The sequence below is a fragment of the Fodinibius sp. genome, from assembly GCF_034521915.1.
Lineage (GTDB): Bacteria > Bacteroidota > Rhodothermia > Balneolales > Balneolaceae > Fodinibius.
In genome coordinates this window covers 13469-32418 of the sequence record NZ_JAXHLU010000016.1, presented here as the reverse complement: position 1 = coordinate 32418, position 18950 = coordinate 13469, and the positions used below count along the sequence as shown (strand labels likewise).

21 protein-coding genes and 1 pseudogene are annotated in these 18950 nt (G+C 42.9%); 1 reads left to right on the top strand and 21 read right to left on the bottom strand.

Going from position 1 to position 18950, the window contains the following annotated elements; all coding sequences use genetic code 11:
- Positions 1-93: 93 nt before the first annotated feature.
- The 7 genes from U5J89_RS11335 to U5J89_RS11305 all read right to left on the bottom strand — a co-directional run bounded on the left by U5J89_RS11335 (position 94) and on the right by U5J89_RS11305 (position 6415).
- Entirely contained in the window at positions 94-990 is an 897-nt protein-coding gene (locus U5J89_RS11335; protein ID WP_322575745.1) for a curlin repeat-containing protein, read from the bottom strand.
- Between the two features lie 132 nt (positions 991-1122).
- Entirely contained in the window at positions 1123-1974 is an 852-nt protein-coding gene (locus U5J89_RS11330) for a hypothetical protein (RefSeq protein ID WP_322575744.1), read from the bottom strand.
- A 327-nt stretch (positions 1975-2301) separates the two neighbouring features.
- Complete coding sequence (locus U5J89_RS11325) at positions 2302-2760, bottom strand: curli assembly protein CsgF (protein WP_322575743.1); 459 nt, start codon at positions 2758-2760, stop codon at positions 2302-2304.
- 2 nt (positions 2761-2762) lie between these two features.
- Positions 2763-3515 carry a CsgE family curli-type amyloid fiber assembly protein gene (locus U5J89_RS11320; protein WP_322575742.1) on the bottom strand — a complete coding sequence of 251 codons (753 nt, stop codon included), beginning with the start codon at positions 3513-3515 and terminating at the stop codon, positions 2763-2765.
- Positions 3516-3702: 187 nt separating this feature from the next.
- On the bottom strand, positions 3703-4311 hold the full coding sequence (locus U5J89_RS11315; protein ID WP_322575741.1) for a hypothetical protein: 609 nt from the start codon (positions 4309-4311) through the stop codon (positions 3703-3705).
- Positions 4312-4335: 24 nt separating this feature from the next.
- Positions 4336-5652 carry a choice-of-anchor B family protein gene (locus U5J89_RS11310; protein ID WP_322575740.1) on the bottom strand — a complete coding sequence of 439 codons (1317 nt, stop codon included), beginning with the start codon at positions 5650-5652 and terminating at the stop codon, positions 4336-4338.
- A 148-nt stretch (positions 5653-5800) separates the two neighbouring features.
- Positions 5801-6415 carry a LexA family transcriptional regulator gene (locus tag U5J89_RS11305; protein WP_322575739.1) on the bottom strand — a complete coding sequence of 205 codons (615 nt, stop codon included), beginning with the start codon at positions 6413-6415 and terminating at the stop codon, positions 5801-5803.
- A gap of 90 nt (positions 6416-6505) precedes the next feature.
- Here U5J89_RS11305 and U5J89_RS11300 point away from each other — a divergent pair, with 90 nt between their 5' ends.
- Entirely contained in the window at positions 6506-6694 is a 189-nt protein-coding gene (locus U5J89_RS11300) for a winged helix-turn-helix transcriptional regulator (protein WP_095605425.1), read from the top strand.
- A 153-nt stretch (positions 6695-6847) separates the two neighbouring features.
- Here U5J89_RS11300 and U5J89_RS11295 read toward each other — a convergent pair whose 3' ends face one another.
- From U5J89_RS11295 to U5J89_RS11230, 14 genes and pseudogenes are all read right to left on the bottom strand, one after another.
- On the bottom strand, positions 6848-8539 hold the full coding sequence (locus tag U5J89_RS11295) for a potassium channel family protein (protein ID WP_322575738.1): 1692 nt from the start codon (positions 8537-8539) through the stop codon (positions 6848-6850).
- A gap of 136 nt (positions 8540-8675) precedes the next feature.
- Positions 8676-9464 carry an energy transducer TonB family protein gene (locus U5J89_RS11290; RefSeq protein WP_322575737.1) on the bottom strand — a complete coding sequence of 263 codons (789 nt, stop codon included), beginning with the start codon at positions 9462-9464 and terminating at the stop codon, positions 8676-8678.
- A 54-nt stretch (positions 9465-9518) separates the two neighbouring features.
- Positions 9519-9818, bottom strand: a complete 300-nt coding sequence (locus tag U5J89_RS11285) for a biopolymer transporter ExbD (protein WP_322575736.1) — start codon at positions 9816-9818, stop codon at positions 9519-9521.
- A 10-nt stretch (positions 9819-9828) separates the two neighbouring features.
- Positions 9829-9903, bottom strand: a pseudogene (locus U5J89_RS11280) (biopolymer transporter ExbD); the annotation flags it as partial.
- Positions 9904-9929: 26 nt separating this feature from the next.
- Complete coding sequence (locus tag U5J89_RS11275) at positions 9930-10664, bottom strand: MotA/TolQ/ExbB proton channel family protein (protein WP_322575735.1); 735 nt, start codon at positions 10662-10664, stop codon at positions 9930-9932.
- A gap of 23 nt (positions 10665-10687) precedes the next feature.
- Positions 10688-11842: an SPOR domain-containing protein gene (locus tag U5J89_RS11270; RefSeq protein ID WP_322575734.1), complete on the bottom strand. Its 1155-nt coding sequence runs from the start codon at positions 11840-11842 to the stop codon at positions 10688-10690.
- An 8-nt stretch (positions 11843-11850) separates the two neighbouring features.
- Positions 11851-12042 carry an HU family DNA-binding protein gene (locus tag U5J89_RS11265; protein WP_322575733.1) on the bottom strand — a complete coding sequence of 64 codons (192 nt, stop codon included), beginning with the start codon at positions 12040-12042 and terminating at the stop codon, positions 11851-11853.
- 5 nt (positions 12043-12047) lie between these two features.
- Positions 12048-12479 (bottom strand): hypothetical protein, encoded by a 432-nt coding sequence (locus U5J89_RS11260; RefSeq protein ID WP_322575732.1) that lies wholly within the window; start codon positions 12477-12479, stop codon positions 12048-12050.
- Positions 12472-13752, bottom strand: coding sequence for a hypothetical protein (locus U5J89_RS11255; RefSeq protein ID WP_322575731.1), 1281 nt, complete (start codon positions 13750-13752; stop codon positions 12472-12474). The genes U5J89_RS11260 and U5J89_RS11255 overlap by 8 nt, the downstream gene beginning before the upstream one ends.
- 194 nt (positions 13753-13946) lie before the next feature.
- The gene (locus tag U5J89_RS11250) at positions 13947-14978 is read right to left on the bottom strand and encodes a lysylphosphatidylglycerol synthase transmembrane domain-containing protein (protein WP_322575730.1); all 1032 of its coding nucleotides are present in this window, start codon (positions 14976-14978) and stop codon (positions 13947-13949) included.
- Between the two features lie 17 nt (positions 14979-14995).
- Complete coding sequence (locus U5J89_RS11245) at positions 14996-15631, bottom strand: outer membrane lipoprotein carrier protein LolA (RefSeq protein WP_322575729.1); 636 nt, start codon at positions 15629-15631, stop codon at positions 14996-14998.
- Entirely contained in the window at positions 15606-16952 is a 1347-nt protein-coding gene (locus U5J89_RS11240) for a DNA translocase FtsK (protein WP_322575956.1), read from the bottom strand. Before U5J89_RS11240 ends, U5J89_RS11245 begins: the two co-directional genes overlap by 26 nt.
- 19 nt (positions 16953-16971) lie before the next feature.
- Entirely contained in the window at positions 16972-18153 is a 1182-nt protein-coding gene (locus U5J89_RS11235; protein ID WP_322575728.1) for a DNA translocase FtsK 4TM domain-containing protein, read from the bottom strand.
- Positions 18146-18877 (bottom strand): 2-phosphosulfolactate phosphatase, encoded by a 732-nt coding sequence (locus U5J89_RS11230; RefSeq protein WP_322575727.1) that lies wholly within the window; start codon positions 18875-18877, stop codon positions 18146-18148. Before U5J89_RS11230 ends, U5J89_RS11235 begins: the two co-directional genes overlap by 8 nt.
- Positions 18878-18950: the final 73 nt, after the last annotated feature.

Sequence of the window (18950 nt, the reverse complement as noted above, 5' to 3'; positions counted from 1 at the left end):
TAAAATTACTGTTTGTTCAATTATAAATAGCTGCTTAAAGAAAACCGGGAGAGGAGTCTTCCATCCTCTCCGGTCGGTTGAATAATTGAGTTGTTAGTTTTGTGTTATGGTTGCAGAATTATTATTGCCAGCTTGATCGACTGATGCAACATTGCTATCTGAGTATTGGTAAATAGAAGCATCACTGTCTTCCGACAGCATGTTGTTACCGACGCCTTGATTGACAATCGCATTATTTAAATCTCCATCCTGCAAAATATATCCGGTGTTATTAAATGCAGAACCACCATTAATGCCTTGATTTATACGTACACCGTCACCGTTGGTACCATTACTATTACCATTTTGAATAATAGTACCTGTGTTATCCTCGGCGGTTCCTGCTCCTGAACCAGGACCTGCAAGGGACATCATTGATCCCTGAAAGATGGTCGTAGACGAATTATTGTTACCATTTTGAGTTAGCGTAGCCGTATTATCTAAAGAGGATGATTGAGCTTGAACACCTTGATAGATTATTCCGGTATTGCCTGAACCGGTTTGAGTCATAGATGCACTACCTCCTTCGGTAGTACCTCCAAGACCTTGGCGAATTTGAGCGATATTTCCACTCTCTTCTTGTACAACTGAGGCATTTGTAGATACAGCAGTACCACCGTTATATACTCCTTGTAAAATGGCTGCATAACCATCAATTCCCGACTGATCTATTGAACTGTTAGAATTAAGAGCAGTCCCGGCATCACCCTGAATAACAAATGCTTCAAATGAACCATCCTGAGTAATTGCAGCCTTATTACCTTCCGCTACTGCTACAGGACTGGATGAATATTTTTGAGTCCCTTGATATGCCGTAGCGTTATTACTGCCAACCTGAGCAACGGTTACTTCGTTGTTATCACCGATTTGTTCAGTTTCAGCATCATTCTGCCCATAGGTCATCGTAACCGAGAACAGAACCATAAATGTAATTGCAAATAGTTTCTTCATAAGCAATAAGTTTAATTAAAGATTGTACCCCATTTACTATTTAATCAATTATAATCACTGGAAGGTAAAACCTCCCAGTGATTAAATTGAGAACTTATTTAAGTAGATTAGTTTTGCAAAACATTTGCAATATTACTGTTGCGTTGTTGTTGCAACATTATTAGAACCATTCTGAGTTACAGTACTCATATTTCCTGCAGTATTGGCAGTTTGTTCTGCAATATTTGAATCTCCTGTTTGTGTGATTGTGAAGGTATTTCCACTAACACCCCAGGCATCAAGACTTGATACCGTCTGAGTTGCTTCGTTTAGGTTACCGTTCTGTGTTACATGCATATCGTTACCTTGAAGATAACGGTCTTGGCTTAGATCTTGATTAGCAACATTATCATCTCCTGTCTGGGTGATATTCATGGTGTTAACACCACCTGTTGATTGCTTATCTTGATAGGCTTCATTAGAAAGTCCATCCTGATCTATCGTGGCACTGATATATGTTTTACCATATCCGTCAGTCCCTTGATCATGAACAGCAATATTCTCATCACCCGTTTGGGTAATCTCAACTCTACCACTACCCCCCACTTGGGTGATATCAGCGTCGTTTAAAGCACCATCTTGAGTAATTATGCCATAGTAGTTACGTATCGTTTGGCCATAAGAATTGTATGTTCTGTCGAAAGTCCCGTCTTGGCTGATATCAGCAGAGTTACCACTACCACCCATTTGCGTAATTTCGGCATCACTATTTCCTACCTGGCCAATAGTTGCGTCATTGTCAGAAGTTAATTGATCAATGGTGGCAAAGTTACCATTTCCGGCAGTCGCATTCTGAGTTATATCCCCAGAGTTATTGGCGCCAGTTTGTGTAACTGTGGCATCATTATCATCTCCTGTTTGGCCTACCGTTGCAGTATTATCCTGTGCAAACGCCATAGAACTGGCGAATACCAGAACAAAAAGTAGTGTTGTTAGCTTCTTCATAATAGGTTACCCCTATGTTTTTATTTGTATTTATTTGTGAATTAACAAGCCAACTTGTTATTCCGATTATCGGAATAGGATTCGGGGGCTTATCTCCCGAATCACATAGGAGCGAACAGTACAGAAGGCCTGCCATTGAAGAAGCATAAACTTATGTTTATATTAAAATTTATTAATATTCTTCAATGGGCGGCATCAGAGGTCCTCCCTTCTCCTTCCCTTTTGGTTTGGAGAAGATCCCTGGTGCTGCCTTCTTTATTTGATTTAGCTCCTAAATGCTTCGTGCAATTCCATTTCTAATACATCTCTTGTATTTATAACTTCACCTTAGTTTCCTCCAAAACTTCCGCCAAAGCCCGACGGAATGGTTACGGTCGTCGATTCCCCGGACAATATATTCTGGATTTGAATACTGACTCCATCCGGTCCGGGATTAATGCTGATATTAAATTCTCCAAATTCAAAATTGCTTTGCTTGCTCAAATCAATATTTCCTTCCCCAAAGCGATTACCAACAATTTGTCGCGTCAGCTGTGACAGAACCTGTCGCTGTAATGACTGTTCAAAATTCTTTAATGGATCGCGACGAAACCTAGAACTACTTCCTTGAAATTTATTCTGCTGGTTTGCCGAGTTCAGCATCCAGCTGTAGTTGGCATATGTCCCCCCAAAAGCGGGATTCTTCGGCTGATAAACAAAGTCCTGTGCTTCTACCTGCCCGGGAATTACAAACATAAAGCCGGCCAGAACAGCTGTTGCAAAAAACGTAGTGACTAATCTTTTCATAATTAATATCCTGCCATTTCATTTTGTGTTGCTGCAATTCGCTGGAGCCTGCGCTGGCAAATTTTCACTGCCTGTTTAGCCGCCTGTTCCGTTTTATAATAGCGCGGCTCAAGGCGATTCCTGAAAACAAGCTGGTTATCAATTTCAACCTGTACCAGCGTTCCCCGAGAGGGCATTGGTTGCTCCGAGACAGTAATCGTAAAATTCTGTACGTTCTTGGGATCCTCCCAGTGCTTGTAGAATACCGAATAGAAGTTGCTGCCCATTTTGCTGCGAGTTTCATCCAGTATCAAACCGCCCAGACCCAGTCCCTCATAATCATCTACTTTTGATTCTTTTTGAATTTTCTTCTCTTTCTTCTCAACTAATTTATTGAATGCTTCTCGGAATTTTTTAAGCTTCTTTTTATCCTTTGCTTCCTTCGCCTGACGCTCAAATTGACTACTCATGGCTAACACCCGGTCAACGTGATCCATCGTTACAGGAACTCGAAATTTTTGGACAATAAAGGCGGGAATTTTCAACTTTTGGCCGGGATAGATTAAATTGGGGTTTTCAATCTTCTCTTCATTCACTTCATAGATATCAACCCACCACATAAAATTGCCGAATTGGGAAGCAATTTCGTAAAGAGTATCACCGGGCTTCACTTCATAAGTAAATGGTTCGGGATCATAATCTGTACCTCCGAGAAGGAAAAAGCACGAAAGCACAAATAATATACAAGTAGCATATCTTGTGAACCATTGATCCATACTAGCCTACTTACCTAAAACTAAATTTTATATTGTCTCTCCTTCTCCTTGACTGCTTCTAACACATACCAATCATCACGATATTAGCTTTTAAAATCAAGCACTTTAGAAATATCTAATAGTTTTTTAGCAGGCCTAAATAAGTTCGAACTATTAAAAGATGGGACGTTCTTTTTAATACAATATGCTATATATCCCGACCTGTCATGACCATGATATGTGCCCAGGGCGTGCCCGGCTCCATAATCCAGGGGGCTCCCTTACTGGCAGGTTTTTTCGATAAGCCGGTGGACTCTTCAGTAGCATACGGAATGTAAATCACATACAGCGGTGAAGCATTTTTCACCATTCCCGTTGTGTAATCAAAGCTTTTAGCAGATCCCGTAATTGAGTAAAGGGCCATCGGTTTTCGGGGCAACGCAATTTTTCCCTCTTCAATTTCTTTATAGCGAATACTATCCACCTTCTCTCGTGACAAACCCTTGGCTTTTAATTCTCTCCCTCTTTTCATAAATGGCTCCAAGTCCTCGTGATAGCACGCCACATGAAAATTATCCTGGTCGGGATCATCTGCAATACAAATCAACTGGTTTGATCCATCTCGCAGAGTAGTCAGCTCCCCGTCATCATTATATCCTAAAACCCTGGCTCCTTTCTTCATGCCATCAGGTGCAGGACTAACAGCGGCTTTTATCTGATCTTCTTTACTCAGCGTATCCGTCTGTGCATAAACAACGGATGTACCAAACAGAAATATACTTGCAAAAATGAGAATAAAGATATTAGTACTGTTCACAATATGATGCTTTTAATTGAGCAGTTATAACGTGGGATGAAGTATAAACAAACCATTTGTAATATCACTAACAATAATAATCCCGCTTTCAAAAAATGGGTAGTTACTCCAGGCCCCGTCAAAAATTTTATTATCATTATCGGGAAAGGTATCAAAGTAAGCTACTTCCTCGAGCTCCCCATCCTCAATATTTTCGAGACTTAATATTCGAAGTCCCGCCGTATAGTTAGCCTGATAGGTATAGTTGCCCTTGATATACTGATTATGATCGATGGACGGTGTATTTGCCTCGTGTACCCCAATCAGCTCAGGATTATCAAGATCTTGCACATCCCAGATGTAGGTTTGGGTATTGATTCCGTTTTGTGCTTCATCAAATTCATCATCGAGTAAAAAGTAGCGATGATCTTCCGTTAACCATCCCTGATGGGCATAGCCGTTATTTTGATAGTCCGATTTTGCGATGGTCTCGGTTTTCTCCTTGTCGGTTACGTTTGCTATCACCAAATGAGTTTCACTGGAATTCATGCAAATTTCATCCCCCTGGTAATCCGCATCAGGACCATCGTACACAACACATTGCGTATCATGTACATATCCCGTTGAATCGAAACCGACGGTACTGTCACTGTGGAATCCTGCAAACTGAGGTTCGAGTGGATTCCGGAGATCGACAATATGTAGTCCTCCGCCGTAGGTGTCCGAACCTCCAACATATCCATAACCGGTTTCTTTATTGATGGCAATGTTGTGGGCATTTTCAAAACCTTTGTAATGATAATCTTCCTCGAATATCACCGGCGGATTTTCTACTCCTCTGAGCCGGGATAAATCGAACACCTGCATGCCGTGGGGCTGGGCATCACTAACCACATATAAGTAGTTTTGATACACCTTGAAGTCGCGCCATGACGATTTTTCTTCATGCATTAGCTCAGCACCTCTACCTGTTTTGCCGGATGTACCCGAAACCGATTCGGGCTCTTCCAGCTTTCCAACAACCTGCGGTTCGGATGGAGTGGAAAGATCTACAAATGCAACACCACCTACGAGACCTACCAGCGCATATTCGGTACCCGTTTCCGGATCCGTCCATCCCCAGATATCATTTAAAGCCTGACCATCATCCAACGGCTCGGCTAACAAATTCTCGGGTGATACCGTAGCTACCAAATCAATGTTATTGCATCCATACCTGTCATTTGATAGCCCGTCCACACATTCAAGTTCTGCGGGAATATCAATAGCATCAATCGGATCGCCAACATTGGTTGAATTATCGCTGCAACCTACAACTAATATCGCAACGATAAACCATAGAGAGTAAAAAGGTAATTTCATAAGAATCAGGGCTGTTTAAAATTATTAACTATGCAAGAGCTACAAATTTTCCTTTTGGTTCTTGCCTAAAGATGTGCCCTTTTAGAACTGGGGAATCTTCCTCAACCTACTATTCCCAAGCCCATCATTTTTTAAACTTAAGATATCCCTACACCCTTCGCAATATCCAAATCAATTCCCCAATACAGTGATAAGTTTCACTTACACTAATTTCGATCGGACTATCCTTCCCATTCATTGATTGGGCAATTAGCTTCTCTTGTTCCTTTTGAAGACGCCGCAATGAAACTTCCTGCGATGAAGCGATAAGAAAGATACCATCATGGGCGGGGTCCACGTCGAGGTTAATAACAGCGATGTCGTTTTCTTTTACTGTTGGCGCCATTCCATCCCCGGAATTCACATATCCTATTAATCTGTCAGAGGCCGGAAATCCATCAATCTCATTGGAAAAATCGGCATAAATATTCCCGGCCTTAGGACTGGTACTAAAATCCGGCTTCTTATTTTTTATATTCAGGGAACTATAAACAGGGATGGGCGGTTGATCTTTAGTTCCATCGACAGCTCTTTTTTCGCCTTTGCCATCCAGCAACCAGTTTTTATTTAAGTCATTGCATCTTTCAATTATTCTCTTTAGATCCAACCTTCCCCTGTTCTTTTGCATACTTAGGGTACTGGGATTGATATCTAAAAAATCTGCAACCTCTGCGTCAGTCTTGAAATGATACGCCTCTTTGATACGTTCTAATATTTCATTCACTTTGTATTAATGCCTACATTTTATAATTTCACATTATGTGAATTAACAAATATTCAATTTATAAATAAACAACTTTTAAACCGATAACAAATGCAAAACAGAAAGCGCAATGAGGCTGAGAAGGAGGTCATGAAAATGATGATCGATGCTGATATCACTCAAAAAATGATTGCCAAACATCTTGATATTACTCCACAAGCTGTAAATAATCGTCTTAAACGAGGCAGTGTCGATCCCTTAATCAAGGCTATTGAGGAATTAAAAGAAAACCGTTCGTAAAGCAAAAAAGGACTGAGTGCGAATTACGGTTATTGTTTCTATTAAAAAGAAAGGATTGAAAAATTTAACCAGCTTCGGAAGGTCACTTAGAATTACTACCTGAAAATCGAAGATCTCTTGATATTTGGATAATATTAGATGGCTTATTAGGTATCATTCTTCGAAGTAAAGATTCATAAACTGGCTTTCCTGTTCTACATTTCCAATTATAACTAACTCGCTTTCGGGATTTAGTTTTGTATCCGGATGGGGATTAATTTCCTGTTGTCCATTCTGCTTTATAGATAACACGCTGCATCCGGTATCTTTTCGAATATTGGATTCTTTCAGGGTTTTGCCTGCCAATAACTTTGGAGTTTCCAGGTTAAATACATTAAGTCCTTCTGCAATCATAACAACATCGTTACGCTCAAGGATATTAAATATTGCATTTGCTCCCATCGTGGCGTACGACATTACAAAGTCAGCCCCGGCTCGGTGCAATGTTGAGACATTGCGCTGCAGGGTGGCCCGACCGATGATTTGAATATCGGGACGAAGATGACGGGCATAAATTGTCAGATAGACATTCATGTCGTCATCGTGGGTCGTCATAATAATACAGGGGGCTTCTTCAATACCTGCTTTTTTCAGAATATCAAGTTCTTCGCCGCCTCCCAATATATATTTTTCATTATCAAGAACACGTTCGGGATTTTTTTCTATAACCCTGTAATCCATACCCCGCTCTTCAAAGGCTTCGGCCGTACCGCGTCCCACTCGTCCGGCACCTACAATGATGACGGGTTTTTCATTGGATCCATAAATTGCCATGTGTTCATCATAATTACGCAATTGATCCACTGAACCTGCCAAAAGCAATACGCTTTCTTTATTGATTAACGTATCCGGTGTTGGCTTAATAAATTTGCCGCGCTCCCACACGCCCACAATATTAATATTTAACTTTTCGCGTAAATTACTTTCAGCTATCGTTTTCCCAACCAAGGGGGTACCATCGGCTGTAGCTTCTGCTATCACCAACTCTTCAAAACGCCCTACCACGTGCACACGTGAATCCTGGCTTATGGTTCTTCGTGAGATTGATTTTCCCATCATTTGTCCCAGCTGAATAACATGATCTGCACCGGCCATTTTCAGCAGATCCACAGAATCAGTGGAGTTCGCCGTAGTTACAATTGTCACTTTCTCATCCAGTTCCCGAACCGTATTACTGATATTAGAATTAACCATATCCGTGCCAATTGAAACCACCATGGCAGCATTTTTTACACGGAGGCGCTTGTAGGTTTCGGGATCATCCAACTCCCCAAACACAACCCGGTAGCCTTCATCGTATAACTCTAAAGCCTTGCGTAAATCGGTAACCAGCAGGACATATTCATAATTATATTGATCCAACTTCTCGATCAGCGACCTTGTTATGGGATCGAGATGCGTGATGATTACATGATTTTTAGTATCCTCGGGCAATTCACGAGGCGCCCTTGCTTTCGATTGTGCTTCGAGCCAGGGGGCATAGAAAAATTCAATAAAGGTAAAGGGTAATAGTATCAGAAGAGATATCATGCCAGACATTAAAACAACAACCGAAAACGCCCTGCCCAAATCGCTGGTAAAGGTAATATCACCAAAGCCAAGCGTGGACATAACCGTGAGTGTCCAATAAAATCCGGTTACCCAGCTGTGCTCTTGTCCCTCATACAGCATGATGAAGTGAAAAATAACGCTGTACGCAATAATCAAAGCCGAAAGCGCTGCCAAGAACCTAAGAAGCCGCTTTATATTTACTTTGGTATTACGGCTGGAGAGGAAGTAGCTAATTTGCGAAGTAAAAAATTTCATAATCTTTTAATAATCCGAACTGAACAAAACCGAACAGCATCCGTTCAATTTATTAATTTTTTTGATGCTTAAAGGAATCTCTTTCTTAAACTCTAGATCTTAGCTTAATACCCCAACGTAATACTAAAGCAACTGCTTATTCTAATACAAATCGGAAGGTAACAGTACCATACTGCGATTGCTGTGGTACACCTGCCGGAAGTTTTCTAAAACGCCAGTTGCTCAATGTTTTCATTACTTCACGTTCCAATTCCGGATTCATTTTTTTGAGCGGCACAATCCGTCCGATAGAACCGTCCGGCTTTACCTCAAATCGAATAGTTATTGTTGCTTCGGCATCGGTCGTATTATCGGGCAGCGGTTGTACCATTGCAGTCCTCTCAATATCACCCTCCCAGTTAAGTTCATACGGTGCCGATTTCTCCTGCTCATTACCGGTCCCCTGATCGGCATTAAGTTCTCCGGTATTTCCCTGCTCATCGCCACTGTTTTCAGCGCCCTCTTGTTGCACTTCGTCTTCCTCTGTTTTAGGAGGAATAGTTACCTCTTTAGGCTCATCGGTTTCGGCCTCCTCCTGCGGATCTACCTTATCCGTTTCCGGTGTTTCGATCGGTTCTTCCTCAATTTCTTCTTTTTGATCGGGCGCATCTACCGGTTTTGTTGTTTCTTCTGTGGACTCCTGCTGCTCTTCAACCGGTTTCGGTTCTTCGGGCTCCGGGTTATCAGGTTTTGTCTCAGAAGGATTGGGACGCGTGGCTACCTGCTCAGCTTGCTGCTCGGCGTATTCTGCAGGCGTTCCCGTCTGGAACTCTCCAAACTCCACCTCAATATAAGAGGGACGTACATTCGACTCGATCGAGAAGGTATAAAGTAAAAAAACAATAACCAGAGCTACGTGTACTCCCTCCCGTAACAGCAAGGGCAAATCGATCTTCTTCGTTATTAAATACAGGTTGCTCCATAAAATTTTATTTCCACCTTACCTGGATGCCTGCTCTGTTGCCATCACAATCCTTAAATCCAGCGCCTTGGCAATATTCATTACGCGCACCGCATTATCGATAATCGCATCCTTATCTGCTCTTAAAACAAGGGTAGCCTGCGTTTTGTTTCCTTTGGCTTTTCGAAGCGCCGAGGCCAGCATGCCGCTGCTGGTTGGCTCTCCATCAACATAAAATTGCCCATCCTTGGTTACAGCAACGGTAATAAACTGGGCCTCCGTCTGTGCACCGGTTTCCGCCTTCGGGAATATCCACCTTGATCCCAAAGTTGGTGACAAACGATGAGGTCAACAGGAAGAAAATCAGGAGCAACAATACGATATCTGTCAGCGACGACTGTGAAAACAGCGTCAGAGGCTCCATTCGGTCATCATCTTTTCTAAAGTCCATTATCCTACCTTCTCACGCTCTTTTTCTTTCTTGTTTGATGGTGCCTGCAGCAAGTCAATAAAGTCTGCTGATGCATTTTCCAGCTCGTGAACCATGCGGTTGATTTTGCCCAACAAGAAGTTGTAAAATCCATAGGCAATAATACCTACGATCAATCCGGTTGCCGTTGTAATTAACGCCTCCCAAATACCACCGGCCAACACACTTGGGTTCACATTTCCCTGAAGCGATTGTATATCCATGAAAGCCTCAATCATACCGGTAACCGTTCCCGTAAATCCAACTAGCGGAGCGACACCGGCTATGGTAGCCAGCCAATTCATCCGTTTTTCCAAATGATAAATCTCTTTCTTACCCGCATTACCGATGGCATCCTCAATATCTCGTATAGGTCGCCCCAGCCTGCGGATACCTGCCTTGAGGATACGCGCCAAAGGCTTATCTATGCCATCGCAATAAGTTAGCGCACGTTGACGATCACCATCTTTTAACATGCTTTCAACGGTTCGCAGGAAACCGTCGATTTCTATTCGCGCATTATTTAACGAGCGCCAGCGCTCGGCAATAACATATATGGCTACAATCGACAGGATAAATAACGGGATCATCAGCACCCCGCCTTCAGCCAGCAGTTCTAACATCGACATTTGTTCCTGTTGTGCAGCCATACTTAGTGTATCAGCGGCTGTAGTATCAGTCTGGGCTTGTAAAAACAAAAAGAATAACGCTTGCATAATTTTATATAGTTACGAGTCTATTATTGAATTCTTTTTATGAAATTATTGTCTCGGTACCGTTCCGGGGCATCATCAATCGCCTGTTGAGCATCACTGACCGTTTCAAACTGGCCAATACCCACACGATAGTAGGTGGTTCCCTCTACTTGAGCCTGACTTATCAAGGCCCGATAACCAGCCTCCTGTAGTTGCTGACGATTTTGCTCTGCTTGCTGCCGATCGCGCAGAGAATGGACTACAATAGTATAACCATTGGCAATAGCTTGATTGGGTTCCCCCATCAATCCATAACGATCTTGCTGCTGGTTGGGCGATTCTGTGCCCGTATCTTCTTCCTCTGTTGATACTGCTGAGGGCTGCTCAGGTTCCACGACCTCTTCATCTTGACCAAGTTGTTCTTCTGATTGTGTATTGCCATCAGCAGGGTCTACCGTTTCTGTGGGTTGGGGCGATGTCGTTGACATTTCAGTACTGCTTGTCCCGGAAAAACCAAAGTCATAAATCATCCATCCGCCAATTCCTACAATCAATATTACTACCACAGCAACTATAACAGTTCCAATAGTATCTCCCTGCTTTTCATTTTTCGTTTCTGCAACAGGCTCTCTGGGCTCAGGAACTTCTTGGGTTTCCGTTTCTTTCGGTTCTTCACCTGTTGTACCAAAAACAGCATCAAAAACTTCTTCTGCTTCTTGTTGATCCTCTTCTATATCTTCTGATTCTGTGACCTTCTCCGTTTCAGGCTCTTCGTACTCCGGCTCAGGTTCAGCCTCAATTTCTTCTGTTTCCTGTTCTTCTTTCTCTCCTTCGGTAACATCAGAATCAAAAGCCCACTTATTCTCTGAATCTACTCCACCGGGCTCAGACTCAGCCATATCCACATCGGGAACTTCCTCCTCACTTTCGGGCTCCTTAAACGCGCCAATAAGCTCTATGGGTTTCATCCCCGCATACTTGTTGTTGATTTCGGTTTCGAGGATATCGCCGGGCTCAAACTGCAGGCTTCCCTCCTCCATACTAAAAGTACCGAACCCTTCAACTTCAAACGTTTTATCCTCCTTAGCCGCCTTTTGTATTCGGCTTATCAATTCTGAGAGCTGCGTCTCAACCTTTTCGCGCTCCAGTCCCGTTTTTTCTTCAAGAAGTGATATCAGTTGTTCCTTATCGATAGTCATATCCCCAGTTAGTTTTCCGGAATAAAAGTGATGGTATCCTTGGGCGGCATCATCACAACCCGGCCGCTGTCAAACTGTTTTTGAAATTGTTTTTGATGTTCAAATTCGAATCGCCCAACGCCTTCGAGATATACATCATTTTTCCGGGCTATCTCTTCACGTATAACCTCAGAAAAAGCTTTGATAAACTCTTTATCCATCGCCATTATAATTTTACTGTTACCCCGCCATATGCCTGAAACGGTCGCTCATTATACCCTTGCCAAACTTCGTAATCCTGATTTAAGATATTCACCAATTTTATATAGGCTCCAAATCGTTCTGTAACCTCCACATCCAACTGACCCCCAAGTAATATAAAGCTATCCAGCTTTTCATTCGTTTGAAAGGTTCTTCGTGAACCTACATAATCAGCCCATGCTTCGAAAGTAATTCTATCAAAAGGCTGCACTGTGAGGCCAGAGTTAACTCCTATTTTTTCCTCAAACGGAATACGTCCACCACCTTTAAGTTTGGGAGAACGCAAGTAAACTTTACCATTCACTCGTAATTTCTCGGGAATAATTTGATGCGCTACGCTCGCATAGGCAGATACTTTATAAGCATCCCGATACTGTATCTCATAAAATTCATACAACTGGATTTCCAGGTTGCCCGTTATCAGAGCGCAAAAAAATCGGATAGTCCGACATATCCTCGTATTGCAATCCAAAGCTAAACTCCCCCTGATCCGCATATTCTACACTGGCTTCTCCTTTCCCGTACATCCGATAGGTATGCCGGAGTGTATTCTCCACCGTTAAAAATCGGTTCTCTGTGTGTCGCTGCTCCAATGTTTTTACATAGGGCTGGGCTCCGGCCGTAACTTTTAATGTCAGCATATCCAGCAGTGGATGTTCTACTTTAACTTCCGGACCCAAATATATCTTATCATCAATATTATTTTGCGCATAATAGACGCTGGCATCTACCTTAATATCGGTAGCATAATTAAACTGGCGCTCATACACCACTCCACCCTGGGCGGTGAGCCAGGAATCTTGTGCTATGGCATTTTCATAATTTCCACCCTTTGCCCCTGCTTTTACAGTAAAAGTCTCGTCGGTATTTCCACCGGCCCATCGTTTGGCTACAGAAACATTATACACCCGCTCCTCACTCTTCCCTGTCAATGCATCCGCATTTTTTAGATCAATATTGTAATACCGAATGTTAGCATCTGCTTTCCAGCCGGTAATAGCATTTTTAAAATGACGAAACTCGGCTCCTAAATTAATGCCATTATACTCTTTTCGAGCACCATCCGGTATAGTAGTAGCAGGCAAATCAAACATGTTATTAAAACTGGTTTTGAATCCCCCATTTACCGAAAGCTGACTTTTTTCACTTAGTTTCGTTGCGTATTCTGCGTTGGCATCAAAAAAGCGAAAGCTACTGTTTTGGTTATCCAGGTGTCCATCAGAGGAAGAGTAGTCAAAATCGCCGCCGATGTAACTTTTGTTATTGAGGCGCTTTACACCCCAAAATTGTGATTCGGGAGTCACATAACTTCCAAAGCCAATCCGACTAAATACGTTTTGTACCGAAGAATAGGGATATACCATGTAGGCCGGTGGATTGGGACGAGACAGCTCACTTACCGGAAGATTGGCAACAACCTGCTCAGGGGTTTCCATAAAGGGCATCCGATTGGGATCAATCTGATAGACTCGTGGATTGGGATCAAAACCCAGGATGGGCTGTCGGCGCAATCCGGGAAACCGCGCCTGAAACTGACTGCGTATTTCAATGTCTTGTGGATCGATCTCCGGCAGCATAGACGATTCAGCATCCTGCTGCTGTTGTGCAGCTATGGGATTAGCCGCCAAAACTGTTACGATAATAAATGCTATTGCTGATATCCCTTTCATAAAAATTTTACTGCTATGATGCTCTAAAATCAGTGTTAAAGGTACTAATTTTTTAGCAACGATTAATGTCTCAATTAAGGCAATTTTATACCCGGTTCTGGTCGGTCTGTTTCGAATAACGAAAAAAGAATGAGAGAATTGCAACAAAGCCCAACTTGTAGCAAAAATGTCCTGAAAATATCCTTAGGATAAAGTTAAACAACCGGCTCTCCCGCCTTGGTCGATCGAAGCTTATCAATAAACAAAAATATAGGCGTTATACTTGAAACAAATAGCACCATTACTCCGTGAGTAACCGTTGCATAAGCAATACCGGTAACCGCGGGTACGGCAAATAATACCAATAGCGACTGTTTTACAAAATAATGATAGGTGCCCAATCCACCAGGCGACGGAATAGCAATACCGATGGCAGAAATAACGGTAATCACAAGTGCATCCAGCATATCCAGATTATAAGCCTCCTGCATATCAAACATCCAGAATGGAATATAGGTCATCAAGGTGTAGCAAAACCAGATTAAAACGGTATAAAGAATAAATAACCACCACCGTTCTACATCGCGTGCTGCCAGCAGTCCATTCTTAAACATAATGTAGGCCCTTTTAGCCTTGAAAATCCACCTCCGCAGAACTTCAAACCTGGAGCCAAGATAGACTACAAGCTTGATCAACAATAAGCCGATACCGATAACAGCTGCCAGCAAAAACGCAACCCATAAATAGGTAAGCAAGCTCGACTCATTCGTGAGAAAATTAATAGTTTCATCCCCAAATATCTGTCGGAGCAAATTCAGGTCGGCAATAACATACACCGACACCACCACCATCAGAAATGCCATCACGGCAACATCAATGACACGCTCCAATACGATTGTGCCCATCAATTTAGAACTGCTCAATCCCTCCTTTTTACCCACATACACCGGACGGGAAACCTCTCCAAAACGCGGACCAACGAGATTCATCATGTATCCAACCAATACCCCCGAAATCAAGGTGATGCGGTCAAGCTCTTCCTTGTCCTTTTCAATAAAAAGGCGCCAGCGTTCTGCTCTAAAAATATGACTGGACAGCGCCGTAATTGCGAAAGGTAATAACCATCCAAACTGGATATTCTTCGAATATTCCCACACTTCTTGCAGCCGCACATTTCGAAAAGCCAACCACAGAAAAAGGGCTCCCAGCGATAGTGCGAGCCCGATCTTAATTACTTTTTTATACATTAACTTCTAACAATATGTTAGTTTCGCATGTCCACTATTTCGGCACTCTCGGGATAGCTGAGCTTAAACATTGCTTCCTCCGGTTCCATAAATTCGCCGTCAGTAAAGGTGGTGGTAATGACATTATCGGCCGGATCAACAGCTTCAATCTTTTTCGGTACCAGACTATTTGAAAGATATATTTCGACTTTCTGATATATCGCAAAGGGATCATCAGAAGACAATAATATATAAATTTCGCCCTGTCGCTTTTCCTGGGTCTGAACCGTAAATGTTGAATCAACACCATTCAAGATTCTCGAGGGGGCGAAATCGTCATCTTCCGGCTCGTATTTACTAATGATAACCCGGTTCCTATCCTCATCATACACCTTAGAGGTCTGTCCATCCACTACCACTGATTTATTATCGGCCTCCACCCTATACTTTTGAGCTCCAACCCAAATACGTCCACTGCTGGCAACAGTATCCTGGGTGTAAGAGTCTACGGTTTGATGATAAAATTCAGCCTTAAAAATAGATCCCTCTTCAAATGTCTGTTTTAAGTCTGAAAAATAGGTCTGCTGTCCCAGAGCCAACGAAGGCAACCCCAAACCAATAACTAATACAATAAGAAATACACTTAAACTATCGTTCAAATTCTTCCAGATCATCTAATAATTCTTCTAATTCTTCTTCATCGTCAACTAACACGTCACGCGCCGTACTGCCCTGATAAGGACCAACAATGCCGGCGTTATAGAGCTGATCAACAATTCGACCGGCACGATTATAGCCAATTTTAAGTTTACGCTGCAGCAGTGACACCGATCCCTGCTGATGCAATACAATAACTTTGGCCGCCGCTTCAAAAAGTTCATCAATATCCTCAAGTGGATCAGGAATATCACCACTTGATGAGGTTTCATCTTCTAAAACAGGCAATTCGTACTTATTATTGTATCCCCGTTGGTTTCCAATGAAATCAGTAATCTTTTCTACCTCTTCGGTCGATACAAAAGCATTTTGGATCCGGGTCATGCCGCCACCGTTGGTAAATAACATATCACCGCGACCAATAAGCTGGTCGGCACCGCCGGTATCAAGAATTGTACGGGAATCCACTTTTGAAGCCACCTGGTAAGCAATACGTGCGGGGAAGTTAGCCTTTATCGTTCCGGTAACCACATTCACCGACGGGCGCTGTGTTGCCACCACCAAGTGAATACCTACCGCACGGGCCAGCTGCGCAAGACGGGCAATCGGCTCCTCAATTTCTTTGCCGGCTGTCATCATTAAATCAGCCAGCTCATCAATGAGCACTACAATATAAGGCAGATGGCGGTGCCCTTCGTCCTCATCAAGCTCACCGTTATCAAACTTTTCGTTATAAGCCCGAATATCACGAACCATACCATCCTTGAGCAAGTCGTAGCGCTCGTCCATCTCTTTAGTCAGGCTCTCGAGCGTTTCCTTCGCCGCAGAAGTATCCGTAATAATGGGTTCTTCCGCGCCGGGCAGCGTAGCTAAAAAGTGTTTTTCAATTTTCTGAAACAGCGACAGCTCAATCTTCTTGGGATCAATCATCACAAATTTCAGATCATCGGGGTGGCACTTATACAGCAGACACGTAATAATCGTATTAATCCCCACCGTTTTACCCGATCCCGTAGCACCGGCAATAAGCAAGTGCGGCATCTTCGTCAGATCCACCATAAACACTTCGTTCTCGATGGTCTTCCCAAATGCCACCGGCAGCTCATAATCACTTTCCACAAATTTCTTCGTATTGATGACCGACTTAATAAACACTATTTCGCGCGATCCGTTGGGTACCTCAATTCCTACAGCCGATCGGCCGGGAATGGGAGCCATAATACGCAATCCTTTCGCCGCTGTAGCCATTTTCAAATCGTTGGCATAGCTCTCTATCTTACTGATTTTGACATCCGGTGCGGGATCAAGCTCATAAAGCGTAACCGTGGGACCGACAATGGCATTGATGCTGCGAATTTCAATATTGTGCCGTTTTCAGCTTATCGAGGATGATGCGTTTGTTTTCCTTGATCTCCTCAAGATCAACATCATTACCTTCATTCGGTGGCGAATCAAGCAGATCTATCGTCGGGAACTTGTAGCGAACCTTGGGTACTTCTTTGGCTTTACCCTTATTCTGCTCATCCAACTCTTTCTCATCGGCCTGCTCATCCCCTTCACCCACATACACCGAAATATCGACATCGTCTTCCTCTTCTTCGGCAATCTTCTTCTTTTCAATATCGGCACGCGGACGCTGATCAAGTGACTTCACTTCTTCTTTTTGCTTACGCATTCGCTCACGATCGCGCTTCTGTGATTCCTCTACAATATCATCAATAGAACGGGGTTCCGGCTCCTCTTCTTCAGGTTCCGCCTTCGTTTCTGTCTGGGTCTTGGCCTGCCGTTGCTCTGATTGCTGCGATTTCTTCCGCATCTGCTGTTCAGCCTGCCGCTGCTTTTCAATCTCTTTTTGCTCAGCTTCCTGCTGTTTCTGTTTTCTTTTCTCCTCTTTTTTCTGGCGGCGACGTTCCTTCCAGTCTGCATACGAAGCTTTAATATTTTCAATCCATTCTTTTACTCGCTCTACCGTGTTCTGGAGATCGCGATCGAGCAGTGCCAGCAAGGTAGTTAGCAGCAATACCGACAGGATAATAATTGAACCAATACCCGTAATATTTTGCAGGATCCGCGCTATATAAAACCCGGCCGAGCCATTCCATACCGACTCAACCCATTCATAATTGGTATTCAGCCATCCCAAAATAGTCGACAACAATACCATACTCCAAATGCCATATGCCGTAGGCCACAGCATTAGACCTATATCTCGATTTCTGAAAATAAACCACCCGTATCCTACAATGATAAGCGGCATAATGATACTCATATATCCAAACAGCAGGTGGACAAAAAAGTGCGCTAAATAAGCTCCAACAACACCCAACCCATTTTGGATGCGGAGGGCCGGACCCTGATCAAGCGCAAATAAACTATCGGTTGACAGCGATTGGATAAGCGTATAATCTGCCGGGTTATAGGTAACTATACTAAACCCAAGCAGGCCGCCGACGGCCATCACCAAAATTCCCAGTATTTCCATTTTTCGGGATTCCGAAAGGCCTCCCAAAAAACTATCTGAACTACTTTTCTTAGCCATTTATATCTGTAATGATTCCTTCATTAAGTGCCGGTAATATATCCGTAATACTGCGTTGACAGCAATATTCAAGATCCTTTTCACTTACAATATCCTTGAGCCGTACCGCATAATTCGATGATTTGATGCTTGTTTCTATATCATCACTAAATTTTTCATAAAGACCAAAAGCAACTTTTGCTCCGTCTCTGGCCTCATTTGGTAAATCACCTTCACAAAGTTCGTAAATAATATTCCCGGCACAAAGTATATCCTCCAGCGAAAGTCGGCCACGCCACCCCGCACACACCAGCAACACCTCCTCATTAAGATTCTGCAAATGTTTAACGATGGCATTCAGGTTTAAAAAAGAACCTACAATAATTTGGTCGGCCAAACTGCAACGCCGAATTGCTTTTGTGCCATTCGTGGTATTGAGGATGATCGTCTTGCCATTTACCACTTCCCTGGTATGTTCCAGCGGCGAATTCCCCAGATCATATCCATCAATGGTTATTCCATTTTTTTCGCCACTCATCAAAAAGCTTTCCGCATCCAGGTTATGCGAAATTTTGCTGGCATCGTCCATATCCTCAACCGCAATAACGCCTTTTGCACCATTTTGCAATGCCGTAACCATCGTTGAACTGGCCCGCAATACATCAATCATCACCACTATTTTATCACGAATATCTTCTTCCTTAAAAGAGTGAGCCGACGAAAACACATCAATTTGATTTATCATATGCTATAAATAATAATGTCGTAATCTCTGTTTATCCCAGTTGATATATTAGTAACTATTCCCTTCTGCAACC

Coding starts and splice junctions, on each gene's coding strand:
- U5J89_RS11335 (WP_322575745.1), bottom strand. CDS start 990: ATGAAGAAACTATTTGCAATTACATTTATGGTTCTGTTCTCGGTTACG.
- U5J89_RS11330 (WP_322575744.1), bottom strand. CDS start 1,974: ATGAAGAAGCTAACAACACTACTTTTTGTTCTGGTATTCGCCAGTTCT.
- U5J89_RS11325 (WP_322575743.1), bottom strand. CDS start 2,760: ATGAAAAGATTAGTCACTACGTTTTTTGCAACAGCTGTTCTGGCCGGC.
- U5J89_RS11320 (WP_322575742.1), bottom strand. CDS start 3,515: ATGGATCAATGGTTCACAAGATATGCTACTTGTATATTATTTGTGCTT.
- U5J89_RS11310 (WP_322575740.1), bottom strand. CDS start 5,652: ATGAAATTACCTTTTTACTCTCTATGGTTTATCGTTGCGATATTAGTT.
- U5J89_RS11300 (WP_095605425.1), top strand. CDS start 6,506: ATGCAAAACAGAAAGCGCAATGAGGCTGAGAAGGAGGTCATGAAAATG.
- U5J89_RS11295 (WP_322575738.1), bottom strand. CDS start 8,539: ATGAAATTTTTTACTTCGCAAATTAGCTACTTCCTCTCCAGCCGTAAT.
- U5J89_RS11275 (WP_322575735.1), bottom strand. CDS start 10,664: ATGCAAGCGTTATTCTTTTTGTTTTTACAAGCCCAGACTGATACTACA.
- U5J89_RS11270 (WP_322575734.1), bottom strand. CDS start 11,842: ATGACTATCGATAAGGAACAACTGATATCACTTCTTGAAGAAAAAACG.
- U5J89_RS11265 (WP_322575733.1), bottom strand. CDS start 12,042: ATGGATAAAGAGTTTATCAAAGCTTTTTCTGAGGTTATACGTGAAGAG.
- U5J89_RS11255 (WP_322575731.1), bottom strand. CDS start 13,752: ATGAAAGGGATATCAGCAATAGCATTTATTATCGTAACAGTTTTGGCG.
- U5J89_RS11250 (WP_322575730.1), bottom strand. CDS start 14,978: ATGTATAAAAAAGTAATTAAGATCGGGCTCGCACTATCGCTGGGAGCC.
- U5J89_RS11245 (WP_322575729.1), bottom strand. CDS start 15,631: ATGATCTGGAAGAATTTGAACGATAGTTTAAGTGTATTTCTTATTGTA.
- U5J89_RS11235 (WP_322575728.1), bottom strand. CDS start 18,153: ATGGCTAAGAAAAGTAGTTCAGATAGTTTTTTGGGAGGCCTTTCGGAA.
- U5J89_RS11230 (WP_322575727.1), bottom strand. CDS start 18,877: ATGATAAATCAAATTGATGTGTTTTCGTCGGCTCACTCTTTTAAGGAA.